Origin of the sequence: Enterobacter cloacae complex sp. 370H10 (genome assembly GCF_050031535.1) — a bacterium.
In the GTDB taxonomy this organism is placed as follows: domain Bacteria; phylum Pseudomonadota; class Gammaproteobacteria; order Enterobacterales; family Enterobacteriaceae; genus Enterobacter; species Enterobacter intestinihominis.
The window spans coordinates 1,544,989-1,562,517 of record NZ_JBLGWG010000001.1 but is presented as its reverse complement, the minus strand read 5'-3'; the positions used below and the strand labels follow the sequence as shown (position 1 = coordinate 1,562,517).

General features: G+C 58.0%; 13 protein-coding genes. 3 read left to right on the top strand and 10 right to left on the bottom strand.

All coding sequences use genetic code 11. From position 1 onward, the window contains the following. Positions 1 to 54 precede the first annotated feature (54 nt). Together ACQG2Q_RS07615 and ACQG2Q_RS07610 are read left to right on the top strand one after the other, a co-directional pair. A complete protein-coding gene (locus ACQG2Q_RS07615) occupies positions 55 to 1,356 on the top strand; it encodes an MFS transporter (protein ID WP_023299659.1) in 1,302 nt (433 codons plus the stop codon). A gap of 17 nt (positions 1,357 to 1,373) precedes the next feature. Continuing rightward, entirely contained in the window at positions 1,374 to 3,737 is a 2,364-nt protein-coding gene (locus tag ACQG2Q_RS07610; RefSeq protein ID WP_063850239.1) for a glycoside hydrolase family 31 protein, read from the top strand. Positions 3,738 to 3,829: 92 nt separating this feature from the next. Here ACQG2Q_RS07610 and ACQG2Q_RS07605 read toward each other — a convergent pair whose 3' ends face one another. Next, entirely contained in the window at positions 3,830 to 5,425 is a 1,596-nt protein-coding gene (locus ACQG2Q_RS07605) for an ABC-F family ATPase (protein ID WP_023299657.1), read from the bottom strand. A gap of 222 nt (positions 5,426 to 5,647) precedes the next feature. On the opposite strand from ACQG2Q_RS07605, the gene ldtB reads away from it, so the two are divergent. After that, complete coding sequence (gene ldtB / locus ACQG2Q_RS07600; protein ID WP_063850238.1) at positions 5,648 to 6,568, top strand: L,D-transpeptidase; 921 nt, start codon at positions 5,648 to 5,650, stop codon at positions 6,566 to 6,568. A gap of 39 nt (positions 6,569 to 6,607) precedes the next feature. Here the strand turns inward: ldtB and ACQG2Q_RS07595 are convergent, their stop codons facing one another. The 9 genes from ACQG2Q_RS07595 to mntR form a co-directional block, all read right to left on the bottom strand. Then, positions 6,608 to 7,324: a GntR family transcriptional regulator gene (locus ACQG2Q_RS07595; RefSeq protein WP_032624601.1), complete on the bottom strand. Its 717-nt coding sequence runs from the start codon at positions 7,322 to 7,324 to the stop codon at positions 6,608 to 6,610. Between the two features lie 14 nt (positions 7,325 to 7,338). Continuing rightward, positions 7,339 to 8,661, bottom strand: a complete 1,323-nt coding sequence (locus ACQG2Q_RS07590; protein ID WP_023299655.1) for a PTS sugar transporter subunit IIC — start codon at positions 8,659 to 8,661, stop codon at positions 7,339 to 7,341. A 51-nt stretch (positions 8,662 to 8,712) separates the two neighbouring features. After that, positions 8,713 to 10,089 carry a glycoside hydrolase family 1 protein gene (locus tag ACQG2Q_RS07585; protein ID WP_063148408.1) on the bottom strand — a complete coding sequence of 459 codons (1,377 nt, stop codon included), beginning with the start codon at positions 10,087 to 10,089 and terminating at the stop codon, positions 8,713 to 8,715. Between the two features lie 161 nt (positions 10,090 to 10,250). After that, positions 10,251 to 11,291 carry an aldo/keto reductase gene (locus tag ACQG2Q_RS07580; RefSeq protein ID WP_023299653.1) on the bottom strand — a complete coding sequence of 347 codons (1,041 nt, stop codon included), beginning with the start codon at positions 11,289 to 11,291 and terminating at the stop codon, positions 10,251 to 10,253. Positions 11,292 to 11,393: 102 nt separating this feature from the next. Continuing rightward, positions 11,394 to 12,917 (bottom strand): efflux transporter outer membrane subunit, encoded by a 1,524-nt coding sequence (locus ACQG2Q_RS07575; protein ID WP_022647530.1) that lies wholly within the window; start codon positions 12,915 to 12,917, stop codon positions 11,394 to 11,396. Then, positions 12,917 to 14,488, bottom strand: coding sequence for a DHA2 family efflux MFS transporter permease subunit (locus ACQG2Q_RS07570; RefSeq protein ID WP_022647529.1), 1,572 nt, complete (start codon positions 14,486 to 14,488; stop codon positions 12,917 to 12,919). The genes ACQG2Q_RS07575 and ACQG2Q_RS07570 overlap by 1 nt, the downstream gene beginning before the upstream one ends. Continuing rightward, the gene (locus ACQG2Q_RS07565; RefSeq protein ID WP_063850237.1) at positions 14,485 to 15,579 is read right to left on the bottom strand and encodes an HlyD family secretion protein; all 1,095 of its coding nucleotides are present in this window, start codon (positions 15,577 to 15,579) and stop codon (positions 14,485 to 14,487) included. Before ACQG2Q_RS07565 ends, ACQG2Q_RS07570 begins: the two co-directional genes overlap by 4 nt. A gap of 101 nt (positions 15,580 to 15,680) precedes the next feature. Beyond that, complete coding sequence (locus tag ACQG2Q_RS07560) at positions 15,681 to 16,790, bottom strand: anion transporter (protein ID WP_063850235.1); 1,110 nt, start codon at positions 16,788 to 16,790, stop codon at positions 15,681 to 15,683. Further along, on the bottom strand, positions 16,787 to 17,260 hold the full coding sequence (gene mntR, locus ACQG2Q_RS07555) for a manganese-binding transcriptional regulator MntR (RefSeq protein WP_022647526.1): 474 nt from the start codon (positions 17,258 to 17,260) through the stop codon (positions 16,787 to 16,789). The genes ACQG2Q_RS07560 and mntR overlap by 4 nt, the downstream gene beginning before the upstream one ends. Positions 17,261 to 17,529: the final 269 nt, after the last annotated feature.

The following is a 17,529-nucleotide window of genomic DNA, read 5'->3' as shown; positions in this document are numbered from 1 at the left end:
CGCTGTGTGACACCTGAACCTTTGTCCCTTACCGTCCGTCTTGTGGAGAAGAAAATGAGTCAGGACATCAACAACACCGTTGCGACAAGCAAAACCCGTCGCGTCATTAAGAATCTGCGCTGGTACGTACTGGTGCTGTTTCTTCTTGGCGTGACCGTAAACTACATCACCCGTAACTCGTTAGGTATTCTCGCCCCCGAGCTGAAAGAGAGCCTTGGTATCACCACCGAGCAATACTCGTGGATCGTCGGCGCGTTCCAGATCGCCTATACCATTTTCCAGCCCCTTTGCGGCTGGCTGATTGACGTTATCGGCCTCAAGATTGGCTTTATGGTCTGCGCCGGGATTTGGGCGCTGATGTGTATCTTCCACGCAGGTGCCGGGAGCTGGCTGCATCTCGCGATCCTGCGCTTCTTTATGGGCGCGTCCGAAGCCGCCGCCACGCCAGCGAACGCCAAAACCATCGGTGAATGGTTCCCGAAATCAGAGCGTCCTGTTGCCGCCGGTTGGGCGGGCGTGGGCTTCTCCATCGGTGCGATGCTGGCTCCGCCAATCATTTACTTCGCTCATGCGTCGTTCGGCTGGCAGGGTGCGTTTATGTTTACCGGCGTGCTGGCGCTGCTGTGGGTGATCCTGTGGTGGATCTTCTATCACAACCCGGAGCAGCACCCGAACCTGAGCCGCGACGAGCTGGCGTTTATCAAACAGGATAACGAACCCGCACCGGTCAGGCTGCCCTTTCTGACCGCGCTGAAAACCGTCTCGAAGAACAAACGGTTCTACGGTATCGCCATTCCGGCCTTTATGGCGGAACCCGCCTGGGCTGTGCTGAGCTTCTGGGTGCCGCTGTACCTCGCCAAAGAGCACGGCATGGATTTGAAACAGATCGCGATGTTCGCCTGGCTGCCGTTCCTCGCCGCCGACCTCGGCAGCGTGGCGAGCGGCTACCTCACCCGGCTTTATACCCGCTGGTTCGGCTGCACCCGCGTCAACTCGGTGGTGGCAAGTTCAGTGACCGGCGCGTTTTTGATGATTTCTCTGGCCGTTGTGGCCGTGACCCGCGACCCGTATATCACCATCGTGCTGATCTCCATCGGCGGTTTCGGCCACCAGATCATCTCCTGCATGCTGAGCGCGCTGGTCGTGGAGTCGTTCGACAAGGGCCAGATGGCGACGGTTAACGGCATGCGCGGCTCGGCGGCGTGGATCGCCAGCTTCCTGTTCTCCCTTTTGATTGGGGTGACCGCCGACAAAATCGGCTTCAACCCGCTCTTTATCGCCATGGGCTTCTTTGACCTGATTGGCGCTTTCTTCCTGGTGGCATTTATTGCTGAACGTCGCGCCAAGCGCGCCTGATAGTGGATGTATTGCATATGAAAACCCTGAAAAACTGGACCATCGATACGCAGTCGGCGAATCATCTGGAACTGCTGGTGGATAACCAGCACCGTCTGTGCCTGTATGTGCTGGAAGAGAATCTGTTCCGCGTGCTGATCAAGCGTAAAGGCCAGCTGGCGCTGGACCGCACCTGGAGCATCGCGCCGGAACAAGACGTACCGTGGGAAGGCCGCCGTCGTGACGATGTCAGTGGCTTCACCTGCCCGGCCTGGACACTGACGCAGCTGGGCGATGCGTTAACCGTAGCGACCGAACAGCTGCGCGTCACCGTCCACCAGCCCCTGTGGCTGGAGTGGCACTACCGCAATGAAGCGGGCGAGTGGCAGCCGCTGGTTAACGACCGTCCCACCAGCGCCTACCTGCTCAATGCCCACGGTGACGGCGTGGCGCACTATCTCAGCCGTCGCAAGGATGAACGTTTTTACGGTCTGGGTGAGAAAGCGGGGGATTTACAGCGTAACGGCAAACGCTATGAGATGCGTAACCTGGACGCGATGGGCTATAACGCCGCCAGCACCGATCCGCTTTACAAGCACATCCCGTTCACCCTCACCCGTCGCGATGACGTGAGCTACGGCCTGTTCTACGATAACCTGAGCAGCTGCTGGCTGGATCTGGGTAACGAGATCGACAACTATCACACCGCCTACCGCCGCTGGCAGGCGGAAGCGGGCGATATTGACTACTACCTCTTCACCGGCAAGCGCGTGCTGGACGTGACGAAAGCCTTCGTGCGCCTGACGGGGAAAACGCTGTTCGGACCGAAGTGGAGCCTGGGCTACAGCGGCTCAACCATGCACTACACCGACGCGCCGGACGCGCAGGACCAGCTGATGAACTTCATCCGCCTGTGCGATGAGCATGCCATTCCGTGCGACTCGTTCCAGCTCTCCTCCGGCTATACCTCGATTAACGGCAAGCGCTACGTTTTTAACTGGAACTACGACAAAGTGCCGCAGCCGAAGGTGATGAGCCAGGCGTTCCACGACGCGGGGCTGCGGCTTGCGGCAAACATCAAGCCGTGCCTGTTGCAGGATCATCCCCGCTACGGCGAAGTGGCGGAACGCGGCCTGTTCATTCGCGATTCAGAAACCGATGCGCCTGAACGTTCCAGCTTCTGGGATGACGAAGGATCGCATCTCGACTTCACCAACCCGCAGACGGTGCAGTGGTGGCAGAACGGCGTGACCACGCAGCTGCTGGAGATGGGCATCGACTCCACCTGGAACGACAACAACGAGTATGAAGTGTGGGACGGGGAGGCGCGCTGCTATGGCTTCGGCCAGGCGATCGCCATCAAGCATATTCGCCCGGTGATGCCGCTGCTGATGATGCGCGCCTCGCTGGAAGCACAGCAGCGCTTTGCGCCGGATAAACGTCCGTATCTGATCTCCCGCTCCGGCTGTGCCGGAATGCAGCGCTACGTTCAGACCTGGAGCGGCGACAACCGTACCAACTGGGACACCCTGCGCTATAACATCCGCATGGGCCTGGGCATGAGCCTGTCCGGACTGTTCAACGTCGGTCACGACGTCGGCGGTTTCTCCGGCGACAAGCCGGATGCCGAGCTGTTCGTGCGCTGGGTACAGAACGGCGTGATGCATCCGCGCTTTACCATCCACTCGTGGAATGACGATCGCACCGTGAACGAACCGTGGATGTACCCGGGCGTGACCCCTGCGATTCGCAGCGCCATTGAACTGCGCTATCGCCTGCTGCCGTATCTCTACACCCTGCTCTGGCAGGCGCACGCCGACGACGAGCCGATGCTGCGCCCGACCTTCCTCGATCATGAGCACGATGCGCAGACCTTTGAAGAGTGCGACGACTTCCTGCTGGGCCGTGACCTGCTGGTGGCTAGCGTCGTCGAAGCCGGGCAGCGCGAGCGCCGCGTCTGGCTGCCGGATAACGAAACCGGCTGGTACGATTTTTACACCCACGCGTGGTATGCGGGCGGGCAATCGATCGTCCTTGATGCGCCGCTGGAAAAGCTGCCGCTTCTGGTGCGCGCAGGGGCCGGTTTGCCGCTCAGCGAACGCATCCGTCACGTGAGCGCCGATAAAGACGATACCCGTGAGCTAAAACTGTTCCCGGTGAAAGGCGTCGGCACCACCTCCGGGCTGCTGTTTGAGGATGACGGCGAAAGCTGGGGCTACCTGAACGGCAATGCGCTGTGGGTGGAATGGGAGATGGTGTGCGACGGCGCAAGTATCAACCTGAAGGTGAATGCGCGCGGCGACTATCGTCCGGCATGGAAGGCACTGAAGGTGTCGTTACCGACGGGGGAAAAACGTACGCTGCGGGTGAACGGGGTTGAAGGGGGCGAGTGGGTGGTTTAGTACGGCCTGATGCCCTCACCCTAACCCTCTCCCACAGGGAGAGGTGACAGAACGTAGGCCGGGTAAGGCGAAGCCGCCACCCGGCTATTTTTTTAACTCTCGATACCTTTACTGCGCAGGTAATCTTCGTAGTTACCGGTGAAGTCCACCACGCGCTCTGGCGTGATTTCGATCACGCGGGTCGCCAGGGAGCTAACGAACTCACGGTCGTGAGAGACGAAGATCAGGGTGCCCTGATACATCTCCAGCGCCATGTTCAGGGATTCGATCGATTCCATATCCAGGTGGTTGGTTGGTTCGTCCATCACCAGGATATTCGGTTTTTCCATCATCAGCTTGCCGAACAGCATACGGCCCTTTTCACCACCGGAGAGCACTTTGGCGGGCTTTTTGATGTCGTCCTGGCTGAACAGCAGACGCCCCAGAATGCTGCGTACCGCCTGCTCGTCGTCGCCTTCCTGCTTCCACTGGCTCATCCAGTCGAAGACGGTCAGATCGTTTTCGAACTCATATTCATGGTCCTGCGCGTAGTAACCAATCTGCGCGTTTTCAGACCATTTCACGGTACCGTTATCCGGTTGCATTTCGCCCACCAGAGTTTTCAGCAGGGTAGATTTACCCACGCCGTTGGCACCCAGGATAGCAATCTTCTCGCCCACTTCCAGCAGCAGGTTGAAGTTTTTGAACAGCGGGCCTTCATCGAAGCCTTTGGTGAGGGCTTCCACTTCCAGCGCGTTACGGAACAGCTTCTTGTCCTGCTCGAAGCGAATGAACGGGTTCTGACGGCTGGAGGCTTTTACCTCTTCGAGCTTGATTTTGTCGATCTGACGGGCACGCGACGTTGCCTGGCGCGATTTAGAGGCGTTGGCGCTGAAGCGGCTCACGAAGGATTGCAGGTCCGCAATCTGCGCTTTCTTCTTGGCGTTGTCGGCAAGCAGACGTTCACGCGCCTGGGTTGCCGCCGTCATGTACTCATCGTAGTTGCCCGGATAAACGCGCAGCTCGCCGTAATCCAGATCCGCCATGTGCGTACACACCATGTTAAGGAAGTGACGGTCGTGCGAGATGATGATCATGGTGCTGTCGCGATCGTTCAGCGTCTGCTCAAGCCAGCGGATGGTGTCGATGTCCAGGTTGTTGGTCGGTTCGTCGAGCAGCAGGATGTCTGGATTAGAGAACAGCGCCTGCGCCAGCAGCACACGCAGCTTCCAGCCTGGCGCAACTTCGCTCATCGGACCATAATGCTGTTCAACAGGAATGCCGACGCCCAGCAGCAGTTCGCCCGCACGCGCTTCCGCAGAATAACCGTCCATTTCGCCGTACTGCGTTTCCAGGTCGGCCACTTTGTAACCGTCTTCTTCGCTCATCTCAGCGAGACCGTAGATACGATCGCGCTCCTGCTTCACTTCCCACAGCTCCGCATGCCCCATGATCACGGTGTCGAGCACGGTGAACTCTTCGAAGGCGAACTGATCCTGACGCAGCTTACCGATACGCTCGTTCGGGTCGAGCGACACGTTGCCCAGCGTCGGCTCCAGGTCACCGCCGAGGATCTTCATAAAGGTGGATTTTCCGCTACCGTTGGCACCAATCAGGCCGTAACGGTTGCCGCCGCCAAATTTGACGGAAATATTTTCGAACAGCGGCTTACTGCCAAACTGCATAGTGACGTTGCTGGTAACTAACACGGAGAGATTCCTGCGAAAAGTGTGATAAACGCGGCATTATGCCACAATTCCGAATTGAGATCCTGTGTTGCGGTAATCCACTAAACTTTAACAAAATCGAAAAAAATGTGATTTCGTACACATCTGAATTCCCAGTTAACGGGAATGCACATATAATGCGCTCCCATTACAGATTCAGACTTCTCAACTCATCGCCAGAATGGCTTAGATACCTCGCATAACATGAACATGAAATTAACAACGCTTTTTGCGGCGGCGTTAGCCGTAGTAGGTTTTTGTAAGACCGCGTCTGCGGTGACGTATCCCCTGCCGACAGACGGAAGCCGTCTGGTGGGTGAAAACCTGGTGGTGACAGTTCCGGAAGGTAACACTCAGCCGCTGGAATACTTCGCGGCGCAGTATCAGCTCGGCCTGTCTAACATGCTGGAAGCGAACCCGGGCGTTGACCCGTATCTGCCGAAAGCGGGTACCGTACTCAACATTCCACAGCAGCTGATCCTGCCGGATACCGTGCACGAAGGTATCGTGATTAACAGCGCCGAAATGCGTCTGTATTACTACCCGAAGGGCACCAACACCGTGATCGTTCTGCCTATCGGTATCGGTCAGCTGGGTAAAGACACCCCGCTGAACTGGACCACCAAAGTGGAGCGTAAGAAAGCGGGCCCAACCTGGACGCCGACCGCCAAAATGCACGCTGAGTACATTGCTGCCGGTGAACCGCTGCCGGCCGTTGTGCCTGCTGGCCCGGATAACCCGATGGGTCTGTACGCGCTGTACATTGGTCGTCTGTATGCCATCCACGGTACTAACGCCAACTTCGGTATCGGCCTGCGCGTAAGCCACGGCTGCGTACGTCTGCGTAATGAAGACATCAAATTCCTGTTCGATAACGTGCCGGTCGGTACGCGCGTGCAGTTCATTAACGAACCGGTGAAAGCGACGTCAGAGCCGGACGGCAGCCGTTACATTGAAGTGCATAACCCGCTGTCCACCAGCGAAGATCAGATCAATAACAACGAAATCGTACCGATTAAGCTGACCAGCGCGGTGCAGTCCGTTACCTCTCAGGCGGATGTTGACACGACCATCGTTGACCAGGCGATTCAGAACCGTTCCGGTATGCCGGTGCGTTTGAACTAATCGCGAGCACGAACAAAGCGGGCCTCGAGGCCCGCTTTTTTATCCGTTATTCACAATTACGATGCCGCCATGATCATAGCGATAGTGACAATGGGCGTACTCCAGCGGCGTACCATCTTCCAGATAGATCACCTGCTCGACCTCCAGCACCGGGTCGGTTGGCTCACAGACCAGATGCTGCATATCCAGCGCACTGGGCTTCAGCGCCCGCACCACACGATACGATCCCATGATCTTCAGCCCCAGCGTCTCCTGCACATACCGGAATACCGAACTTTCAAGATGGGCTTTGTTCAGGCCGGGCACCAGATTGAGCGGCATCACCGTGGCGTCCAGGGACATCGGCTCACCGTTGAGTAAACGCAGACGGATGAAGTCATAGATCGGCGTATCCGGATTTATCATCAGCGAGGCCTGCTCTTTCTCGTTCGGGAAACGCAGTTCGAAGTGCACAACCTGACTGCTCACCGTGCCTAAATGTTCCCAGGTTTTGGTCGCCCCGAAGTAGTCGCTGCCGGAGAGATCCCACTGGGAAAGCTGGAGGAAATTTTTTCGGATGAACGTGCCCTGTCCCTGCCGGGTATAGACCAGCCCTTCTACGATCAGCTGACGCATCGCCTGCTGAATGGTCATCCGGCTGGTGCTGAATTCCGCCGCCAGCGCGAACTGGTCCGGCAACGGTTCATTGGCGGCGTACTGCTGGGTAATAATGCGTTTCTTAATTTCCCGCGCTATGGTGATGTACTTCGCCGCCATCTTCCTTCCTTAAATTAGTTTTCTGTCCCGCTGTTTTTCACGGCCACTCGCTCGGCCACCTTGAGGAAAGGCAGGTAGAAGAATACACCAAATACGATGATTGCCAACTGCACCACCACCGCCCGCCAGTCCCCCGCCGTCGCCAGCCAGGCGCTGAGGATCGGCGGCGTGGTCCACGGGATCATCACCACGCAGCGCGACATCAGACCCAGCGTGGTACAGAGCCACGCAAAGTAAATCCCGATGGCGGGCAGCAGCACAAACGGGATCATCAGCGGCAGGTTAAAGACAATCGGCAGGCCGAAAATCACCGGCTCGTTGATGTTGAACAGACCCGGCGCCAGTGACAGACGCGCCACCTGCTTCGCTGATTTCTGTCTTGAGAAGATGAAGATAGCGATCAGCAATGAGATAGTGCTGCCCGTCCCGCCCACCATGCCAAAGGTCGGCACAAAAATGTTGTTGATGATGTGTGGGATCGGCTGGCCGTTGGCAAAGGCCAGCATGTTCTCGTTGGTGTTGATCAGCAGAAACGGCTCCAGCACCACGCTGTTGACTACCGACTGATGAATACCGAGCGTGAACAGGAAGTTACCGAAGCTGTAAATGAAGATCGTCCCGGGCAGACTGGTGTTGATCAGCCGCAGCGGCTGCTGAATGAATGTCGTAATGAGATGGATCAGATCCGTATGCAGCACGTTCGCCAGTATGGCCGCCAGCACCGCAAACAGGGAGAGCGTAAGGATTGTCGGGATCAGCGCGGTAAAGGATTTGCTCACCGCCGGAGGCACGTTCTCCCCCAGCGAAATGTGCAGCGCCTTCAGCCGTGAAATGGCGATAAACAGCTCGGTTGAGAGCAGCCCAATCAGCACCCCGGCGAAAATGCCGGTGGAGCCGATATTGGCGAACGTCAGCACCTGGGTGACGTTCACCGTGGCGTCGCTGCCGACAGGCGTAATCTGTAAGCGCATCGGCATCATGATGATGAAGCTGCTGACGGCGATAACCACTGCCGAGACCGGATTGTCGAAATCTTTGTTGCGCGCCAGCGACCAGGCGATCATCGGCGCCAGCAGCAGCGCGGCGATGTTCAGCGTGCCGTTGATAATCGCCTCGCCCCACACCTTAAACTGCGTGAGCGTGTCGCCTTCCAGCACCCATGGAAACACGACGTTGTTCACCAGCACCGCCAGACCGGCGAGGATGAAAATCGGCATCACCGTGGCGAAAGCGTCCCGCAGGGATCGCAGGTGTACCTGGTTTGCCAGGCGCGCCGAGAACTCAACAAATTTATCGACAAAAGACTGCATGTGCGGTGTTATTTTTGTTTCAGACATAGCGGAGTATTCCCATCAATCAGTCACAAAAACGGCCCGGCAGCGTACGGCTTACATCTCGCGTCCGTTAGTATGGATAACCTGTTTTAACCACGCGTAGCTCTTCTTCGGCACGCGCTTAAGGTCTTTCAGGTCGTGATTTTCACGGTTGACGTAGACCACGCCGTAGCGCTTACGCATGTCACCCTGCGAGCTGAGAATGTCGATTAAGCCCCAGCCGAGGTAGCCCATTACCTCTGCCCCGTCCTCGAATATTGCCGCTTTCATCGCCTCGATGTGCGCCCGGTGGTAGTCGATGCGGTAGGTGTCCTCGATCGGGTTTACCCCGTCCCAGGACTCGATCACGCCGATGCCGTTTTCAATCGGGAATACCGGCATCCGCCAGTCGTTGGCATAGCGGGTGATGATGGTGCGAAAGCCCAGCGGGTCGATCTGCCAGTTCCACTCGGTGGCTTTCAGGTACGGGTTATTTTTCTCGCCATGCAGCAGGTAATGGTTCACCGGCGTGCCTTCCGGGATGGCATCGCTGTCCAGCGTTTTGCTGGCGTAATAGCTGAAGGCCAAAAAGTCGTTCTTCGTGCGCGCAAACAGCGCGAGATCGTCTGCGCGGTAGATATCACCGAAGCCCTCCTGCTCCACCACCGCCATCACCGCCGGGCTGTAGCCCTGTCCCGCGAAGACGCGCAGCAGGTTCTGGTTGAGGAATTCGTCGTACTGCTGGGCGCAGAAGATATCACGCGGTTTGCAGGTGGCCGGATAAATCAGCTGGTGCGCCAGCATGCCGCCCATCAGCTTGCCTGGCTTAGTCTGGTGCAGGTATTCGGTCAGAGTCATGTGCGCCACCATCGCATGGTGCTGAAGCTCATACAGCTCGCGCAGGGTTTGCTCGCCTTTCATGTAACCGGAAATGCGAAAAGCTTCCGGCATATGGAAAATGTTCTGCTCGTTGAAGGTCAGCCAGTACTTCACGCGATCGCCGTAGCAGTCGATCATCTTCTTGCCGTAGCGGATAAAGGCCTCCATCACCCGGCGGTCGTTGAAGCCGTTGTACTCCTGCGCCAGCGCCAGCGGCATATCGAAGTGGTAGAGGCAGACCATCGGCTCAATACCGCGGGCGAGCAGATCGTTAATAAAGCGGTCGTAAAACGCGATACCTTCGGCGTTGAACTCGCCGTCACCCTGCGGGCAGACGCGGCTCCAGGAGATCTGGAAGCGGTAGCAGTTCATGCCCAGATCCTGCATTAGATCGAAATCTTCCCGGTAGCGGTGATAGGAGTCGGTCGCCACTTTCCAGTCGGAGATGTTTTCTCCTGCTTCCCGAATGTCATATACCGACATCCCCTTCCCGCCCTCATTCCATGCCCCTTCCGTCTGCATGCTGGATACCGAGTTGCCCCATAAAAAGTTGGCTTGCAGTGATTTGTTCATGGTCTCTCCCTATATGACTAGTCATTTAAATTTCATGACTAGTCATATAGATCGAGATCAAACATCAGGCAAAGAGAAGGAGTATTTTTTGTGAGGTGGGTTGAAATAAAGACCAGAGATAGTAGCCCCGGTAGGCGAAGCGCCACCGGGGAAAAGGAAGGTTACTGCTGCGCGAGCTGACTACGACGGTATTCCCCCTGCCGCTCCAGCATCCAGCCTGGATATTCGCGCGGCAGCGCGCTGACGGCATCAAGCTGTTTAAGCTCGTCTTCGCTTAAGCGGATCCCGGTGGCGGCAATATTATCGTCCAGCTGATCGACGCGTTTCGCACCAATAATGACGCTGGTCACCGCTTTTTGATGCAGCAGCCATGCCAGCGCGATTTGCGCCACGGAGACGCCCCTACGCTCGGCAATGACGCGCATTACGTCCACGCAGTCGAAGGCGCGATCTTTATTCACCGGCGGGAAGTCAAATTCCAGACGGCGGCCTCCGGTTTCGCTCTGCCCGTCACGACCGTATTTTCCGCTCAGCAGGCCGCCCGCCAGCGGGCTCCAGACCATCAATCCGACGCCTTCGCTCTGCATCATCGGCACCAGCTCGCGCTCCAGGTCACGTCCGGCAATGGTGTAATACGCCTGCAACGATGCGAAACGCGCCAGCCCAAGACGTTCAGAAATACCGAGCGCTTTGGCAATCTGCCACGCAGTCCAGTTCGAGACGCCGATGTATCGCACGTGACCGTGCTGTACAAGGTTATCCAGTGCGTAAAGCGTCTCCTCAATGGGGGTCGCGGGGTCGAAACCGTGCAGCTGATAGAGATCGATATGATCGAGCTGCAGGCGGCGCAGGCTCTCCTTTACGCTGTCGATAATGTGATAGCGCGAGCCGCCGCGTGAGTTCACTCCCGCCGTGCCCGTTTCACCAAACACCTTTGTGGCGACCACCACGTTTTCACGTGGAACGTTCAGGTTTTTCAGCGCCTGCCCGAGGATCTCCTCCGAGCGTCCTTCCGAATAGACGTCGGCAGTGTCGATAAAGTTGATGCCCGCGTCCAGCGCGCGGCCCACCAGCTGCTCGGCTTCGTTTTGCCTTAGCTGGCCAATCTTGCCCCACATGCCGCCCTCGCCGCCGAAGGTCATGGTGCCGAGGCAGAGTTCAGAAACAAACAGTCCGGTATTGCCCAGTTTTTGATAACGCATAACGCTTTCCTCGCATGTCGATTGGGTGTCTGTTAGTTATACCCGCCCCCCAGCCATCGCGAATGTGGCGTTCCTGTCCGTTTCTTGCCCAATCCTCTGAATCTATCCGCGCGGGGCATCGCCAAAGACGCTGTAGTCTGGCAGCTGAACCTGCTGATACGGCTCCCAGCCGCCGCCGAGGGCTTTGTAGAGCGCCACCAGGTCAAGCGCGCTCTGCACCTGCGCCTGCGCCCGCTGCTGTTCGGCCTGAGCGAGCTGACGCTGGGCGTCCAGCACGTCAATAAAACTGGCGATCCCCTGTCGGTAGCTGTCGCTGGCGAGATCAAAAGCGTTTTGCAGCGCGTCGATGGTTTTCGCCAGGCCCGCCTCACGCTGCTGGTCAGTGCGATAGCTCACCAGCGCGTTTTCAACGTCGCCGAGCGCCGTCAGCACCGTCTGACGATAGTCCAGCACCGCCGCCCCTTGCTGTGCGCGGGCCACCTTGACGCTGGAGACCAGCCGACCGCCCTGGAAGATGGGGATGGAGACCTGCGGACCGAAGCTGTAAAAGTGGCTGCTCCAGTCGGTCAGCCAGCCGGATTCGCTGTTACGCAGGCCAAACTGCCCGGAGAGGGTGAAGCTTGGGAACAGTTCGGCTACCGAGACGCCAATTTGCGCCGTAGCGGCATGGAGGTTCGCCTCAGCTTCGCGCACGTCCGGGCGACGACGCGCCAGCGTTGACGGAATGCCGGTTTGCACAATATCCGGCAACGCTGGCATCGGCTGCACGGATTGTAATTCGGCATCCAGCGCCCCCGGCGGTTTGCCGAGCAGGATGGCCAGCCCGTTCATCGCCTGGCGTTCCTGCGCCTGATACTGCGGCAATTGGGCTTCAAGATTGCCCAACTGCGCCCGGGCGTTTTCTACGTCCATCTGCGGTGACAGCCCGCCCCGCTGGCGGCTTTCGGTCAGATCCAGCGTCTGCTGCGCGCTTTCAATTTGCGTATTAAGCGTGGCAATGATGCTCTGCGCCCCTCGCAGCTGTAGCCACGCCCGCGCCACTTCGGCTTCCAGCGAGACCAGCGCATCGTTACGCTGCTCGATCGCCGCCCGCTGCTGCGCCTCGGCCGCTTCTACCTGACGGCGCACCTTGCCCCACAGGTCGATTTCCCACTGAGCGTCGAAGCTGCCCTGATAGAGGTTAATCGGCTGCGTCAGCGGGCCTAACGCGCTTCGCAGCTGCGGATCGACATTACTCAACTGGTCATACACGCCGTGGGATTTCAGCTCCCCTTCCAGCCCAAGCTGCTGGCGCGTCGCCTGCACATTGCCATTCACCGACGGGAAAAATGCCCCGCCGGCCTGGTTAATCTGTTCGCGCGCGCCGGCAATGCGTAATACGGTTTGCTGTAGCGTCAGATTTCCGGCGATGGCGCGTTCAATCAGGCTGTCGAGCTGCGGCGAGCCGAAGGTTTTCCACCAGCGCGGGTTGGTGGCGGCGGAAGACGTTTGTGATTTCACCGCGCCGTCGCCCTTATCGTTCCAGTGCGTGGTGGCGGGCGGTGCAGGCTGTTGGTAGTCCGGCCCGACGGCGCAGCCCACCAGCAGCATCATTATCATCAGGGGGTGTAAACGTCTGTGTATCATCAGTGTGCTCCTGCACTCCCCTCGCTCTTAACCGGCGAGAGCAACAAACAAAACGGAATCAGTAAGAAGGCCACCGCGCTCAGAATGGTGAAGACGTCAATGTAGGCCAGAAAGCGCGACTGCTCGATCATGGTCTGGTACATCCGCCCGGTGGCAATGCCGGTCGGATCGCCCACCTGAGTGGTGAAGTTCTGGATCGCCTGGGCGCTTTCGCGTATCGCCAGCTGGAACTGCTCATTAAACGGCGAAGCGTGGTAAGCCAGATGCGCGCTGTGCGCCTGTGAGCGCTCGGTGATCGCCGCCGTCGAGAGCGAAATCCCAATCGAGCCGGCCACGTTGCGGAACATGGTAAACAGCGCCGCCGCGTCGGCGTTAAGCCGCCTCGGGATCGAGATAAAGGCGATGGTGGTAAGGGGCACAAACAGGAACCCGAGTCCAATCGACTGGGCGCTGCGGAACAGCACCAGCGTTTCGAAATCGATATCCGGCGTCAGCGTCCGGGACCAGAAGAAGGACACCGCCAGGCAGGTAAAGCCGAAGGCGATGATCCAGCGCGTCTGCACCACCGGCATCAGCTTCAGTACCAGCGGAATAGTCAGCACAATCAGCACCGCCCCGGGCGAGAGCACCAGCCCGGACCAGGTGGCGGTATAGCCCAAATCCTGCTGCGCCAGTTGCGGAATAACCACCGAACTGCCGTAGAGGATCATCGCCATCCCCGCCATCAGCAGGCTGGAGATCGCAAAGTTGCGATCCTTCATACAGTGCAGATCCACCACCGGCTTTTTGGCATACATCAGCCAGTAGATCGCGCCGATAATGCCGACCAGCGTCAGTACCGCGAAGGTGCGGATAAAGTTCGAATAGAACCAGTCATCATCTTCGCCCCGGTCGAGCATCACCTGCAAACAGCCAAGTCCGAGAGCGATCAGGCCGATCCCCGTCCAGTCGACGGTGAGCTTCTCTTCCGACTTTTTCTCCCACGGCGGATCTTCCAGCAGCTGATAGATGGCCAGCACCGTCACAATCCCTACCGGAATATTGATAAAGAACACCCAGCGCCAGGAGTAGTTATCGGTGATCCAGCCTCCCAGCGTCGGGCCAAGTACCGGCGCGACGATAATGGCAATGGATGAAAGGCCAAAGGCTTTGCCCCTGTCCTCCGGCTTGAAGTAATCGAGCAGCACCGATTGCTGCGTGGGCTGCAACCCGCCGCCAAAAAAGCCCTGCATCACACGGAACAGGATGATTTGCCAAAGCTCGGTGGCGATGCCGCACAGGAACGAGCAGATGGTGAACATCACAATGCAGATCAGGAAGAACTGCTTGCGGCCAAACAGCCGGCTCAGGAAGGCCGAGATCGGCAGCACGATGCCGTTCGCCACCAGGTAGCTGGTGAGCACCCAGGTAGATTCGTCATAGCTGGCCGAGAGCGATCCCGCGACGTGGGGCAGCGCCACGTTGACGATGGTGGTGTCCAGAATTTCCATAAACACCGCCAGGGTGACCACAATCGCCACCGCCCACGGGTTACTGGCGGGCTTCCAGTTTTCGTGGCTGCTGTCCGTCATTCCACGGTGACCTTCGGTTCAACCGACAGCCCCAGCGGCAGCGGTTTGTTCGGATCCAGCCCCTTATCAATGACGATTTTCACCGGCACGCGCTGAACGATCTTCACAAAGTTACCGGTGGCGTTTTCCGACGGGAAGGCGGAGAAGCGCGAGCCGCTGCCCTGCTGGATGCTGTCAATATGGCCTTCGAGCGCCATATCCGGCCAGGCATCGACGGACACGGTCACTTTGTCGCCCGGCTTCATACGTTCAAGCTGCGACTCCTTGAAGTTCGCCACCACCCACACGTTCGGGGAAACCAGCGAGAACAGTGCCGTGCCTGCCTGCACCAGCGTACCAGGCTGGACGTTGCGTTTGGTGACAAAACCGTCGAACGGGGCGCGGACTTCGGTATAAGAGAGGTTCAGGTTGGCGGTTTCCAACTGCGCTCTGGCCTGATCGACCTGCCGTTCGCGGGCTTCGACGTTAGTCTCCTGCTGGCGGATTTGCAGCTGGACCTGCTCCGCCACCTCCAGCTGCGCCTGCGCGCTGGCCAGACCCGCCTGGGCACTCCGCAGTTGAGCGTTCGCGGCATCGATGCTTTGTTGTGTGGTCGCGCGGGGGTCAACGCCGCGCTGACGGCGGTACTCCGCCTGAGCGTTGGCCATATCCGCCTGGGCTTTCAGTACCTGGGCTTTGGCTTCATCACGCTGGGCGGGATATTGCACCTTCGAGAGCGCCAGCTGCGCCTGCGCCTGATGCAACTGCGCAACCGCCAGCCCAAGCTGGGCCTGAGCCTGATCGCGCTGGGCGGTGGTATCACGCGGATCGATCACCACCAGCACATCCCCTTTCTTTACACGCTGGTTATCCCGCACGCGAAGTTCGGTAACGTAGCCTGCCGTTTTTGGGGCAATGGTCACTACGTCGCCGTCGGTGAAGGCGTCGTCGGTGGTCTCTTCGTTACGGGTCAAAAACCACCAGACCAGCGCCACAATCACCATCACGATGACGACGATGCCAAGGATAATTAACGGTTTTTTGCCCGGGCGCTTGCGCTCGTTATTGTTTTGATCCTGCTCGTCAGCAGGTGGATTTTGATTTTCTGCCATAGTTCAGCAACGGTCCTGTCAGTGAGCGGCATCACACTATGCCGTTCACTAAAGCTAGGACGTTGCTATACATTTGCCAGGAAAAACTGACAAATTGCGCACTATATGAGAAGGAATAGTCCGAAACCGACCGCCGCAGACCAGAGCAGCATCGGGATTGACCATAAATGGAAGCGCCACCAGATGCGGCGATCGTTGGCCATCCGCAGGGCGATGAGGTTGGCCAGCGAGCCGGGCAGCAGCCCAAAGCCGCCGACGTTGACCGCCCACGCCAGCAGTACCGTTGGGGGAACATAGTTAAGCAGCAAAATGGTGGACGGCACGTTACTGATCACCTGCGAGAGACCAATCGCCGTCAGCCATAGTCCCGTCTGCGACAGACCGCTGACGCTATGGAGAACGGTCTGCAATACCGGGAGCTGGATCAGTAGATGGACGTCAATAAACATCGCCATAAACACCAGCAGCAGCGTCCAGTCAACGCTCACCAGCACCCGCCGGGCGAGGAACAGGAAGCCACACGCCACCAGCAGCGCGCCCGCCAGCGCCTGGTTTAACTCCAGCGCGGTAATGAAAACGATATACAGTCCCAGGCAGCTCCAGACGAGACGCGGCTGCCACTGGGGGCCGGTGGTACCGCTGTGGTACTGCAACGATTTATTCGGGAAAGCAAACCAGCCCACCACCAGCAGCGTCGCCACGATCGCCAGCGCCAGCGGCGCCATCTGCCAGGTAAATGCGGTAAACGACAGGCCGGAGCGTCCCCACAGCAGAATGTTCTGCGGGTTACCGATCGGCGTGAGCAGCGAGCCTGCATTGACGGCCAGCGCTTCAAAGATAATCAGACGGGTAACCGGTATTTCGCACAGCTTACGCAGCGTGAGCGTAAGCGGCACCACGATAAACAGCGCTACGTCATTAGTGAGGAACGTCGACAGCAGCGCCGCCGAAAAGACCATGAAAAGAGCCAGTTTGCGCTCGGTGGCGAAGCGGCGCACCATTTTGCGCCCCAGCACGTCAAAATAGCCGCTCAGCTCCACGCCTTTGGTGAGCATCATCAAACCGCTCAGGGTAATAATGGTGCGCCAGTCTATGGCCGCCGGCCAGGTGTGCGGCGTGAAGGGCACAAAGACGCTGAGCCCAACGCCAGTGATAAGTAAAAGATGGAAAAAACGATCGCGTTTCAGGGCCTGCAAGCCGGGGATGTTCATTCAGCGGCGGGGCCATATTTGAGCGTAAATTCGCGGAACTTCACCAGCGTCTCTTCGCTGACGTGGTGTTCCATACCTTCGGCATCCCGACGGGCGATTTCCGGGCTGACGCCCAGCACCAGTAAAAAATTCTCGACGATCTGATGGCGCTCGCGGCTCTCCTGCGCCAGCTTTTCGCCTTCAGCGGTGAGAAACACCCCGCGCCAGGGGATCATCTCGATCAGCCCGACCGACGCCAGACGTTTTAACATTTTGGCAACGGTTGGCTGCGACACCCCCAGGCGTGCGGCCATATCCACCTGGCGCGCTTCTCCAACTTCACGAATCAGATCGGAGATCAGTTCGACATAATCATCAATCAGCTCCCGGCGGTGCGCCTCACGCACCTGACGGAAGCCTTCCACATGCTCTTCAACGTTCACCAGTTGCGTCGTTTTTTTTGTTGTTGGCTTACCTGCGCGACGGTTCATTGTGCTTCCTCAATGGGTTGACGCTTCCAGCGCCCTGTAACGGAGCGCACATTGTAAACCATAGCTCTACAAGCACAAAAAATTAACGAATTAGCCATAGCTATACAATATAGTCTGTTTAATAATTAAATATACCTATAAGTCAACAACTTACAAACAGTAGAAATCATTTATGTCTCAAAAGTGTCGCTAAATTGAAAGTGTTTTTCAGCTTTGAGAAAAGTTTGAACACATAGAAGAAGCATGTTGAGGACTCCTGTTCGCTCTCC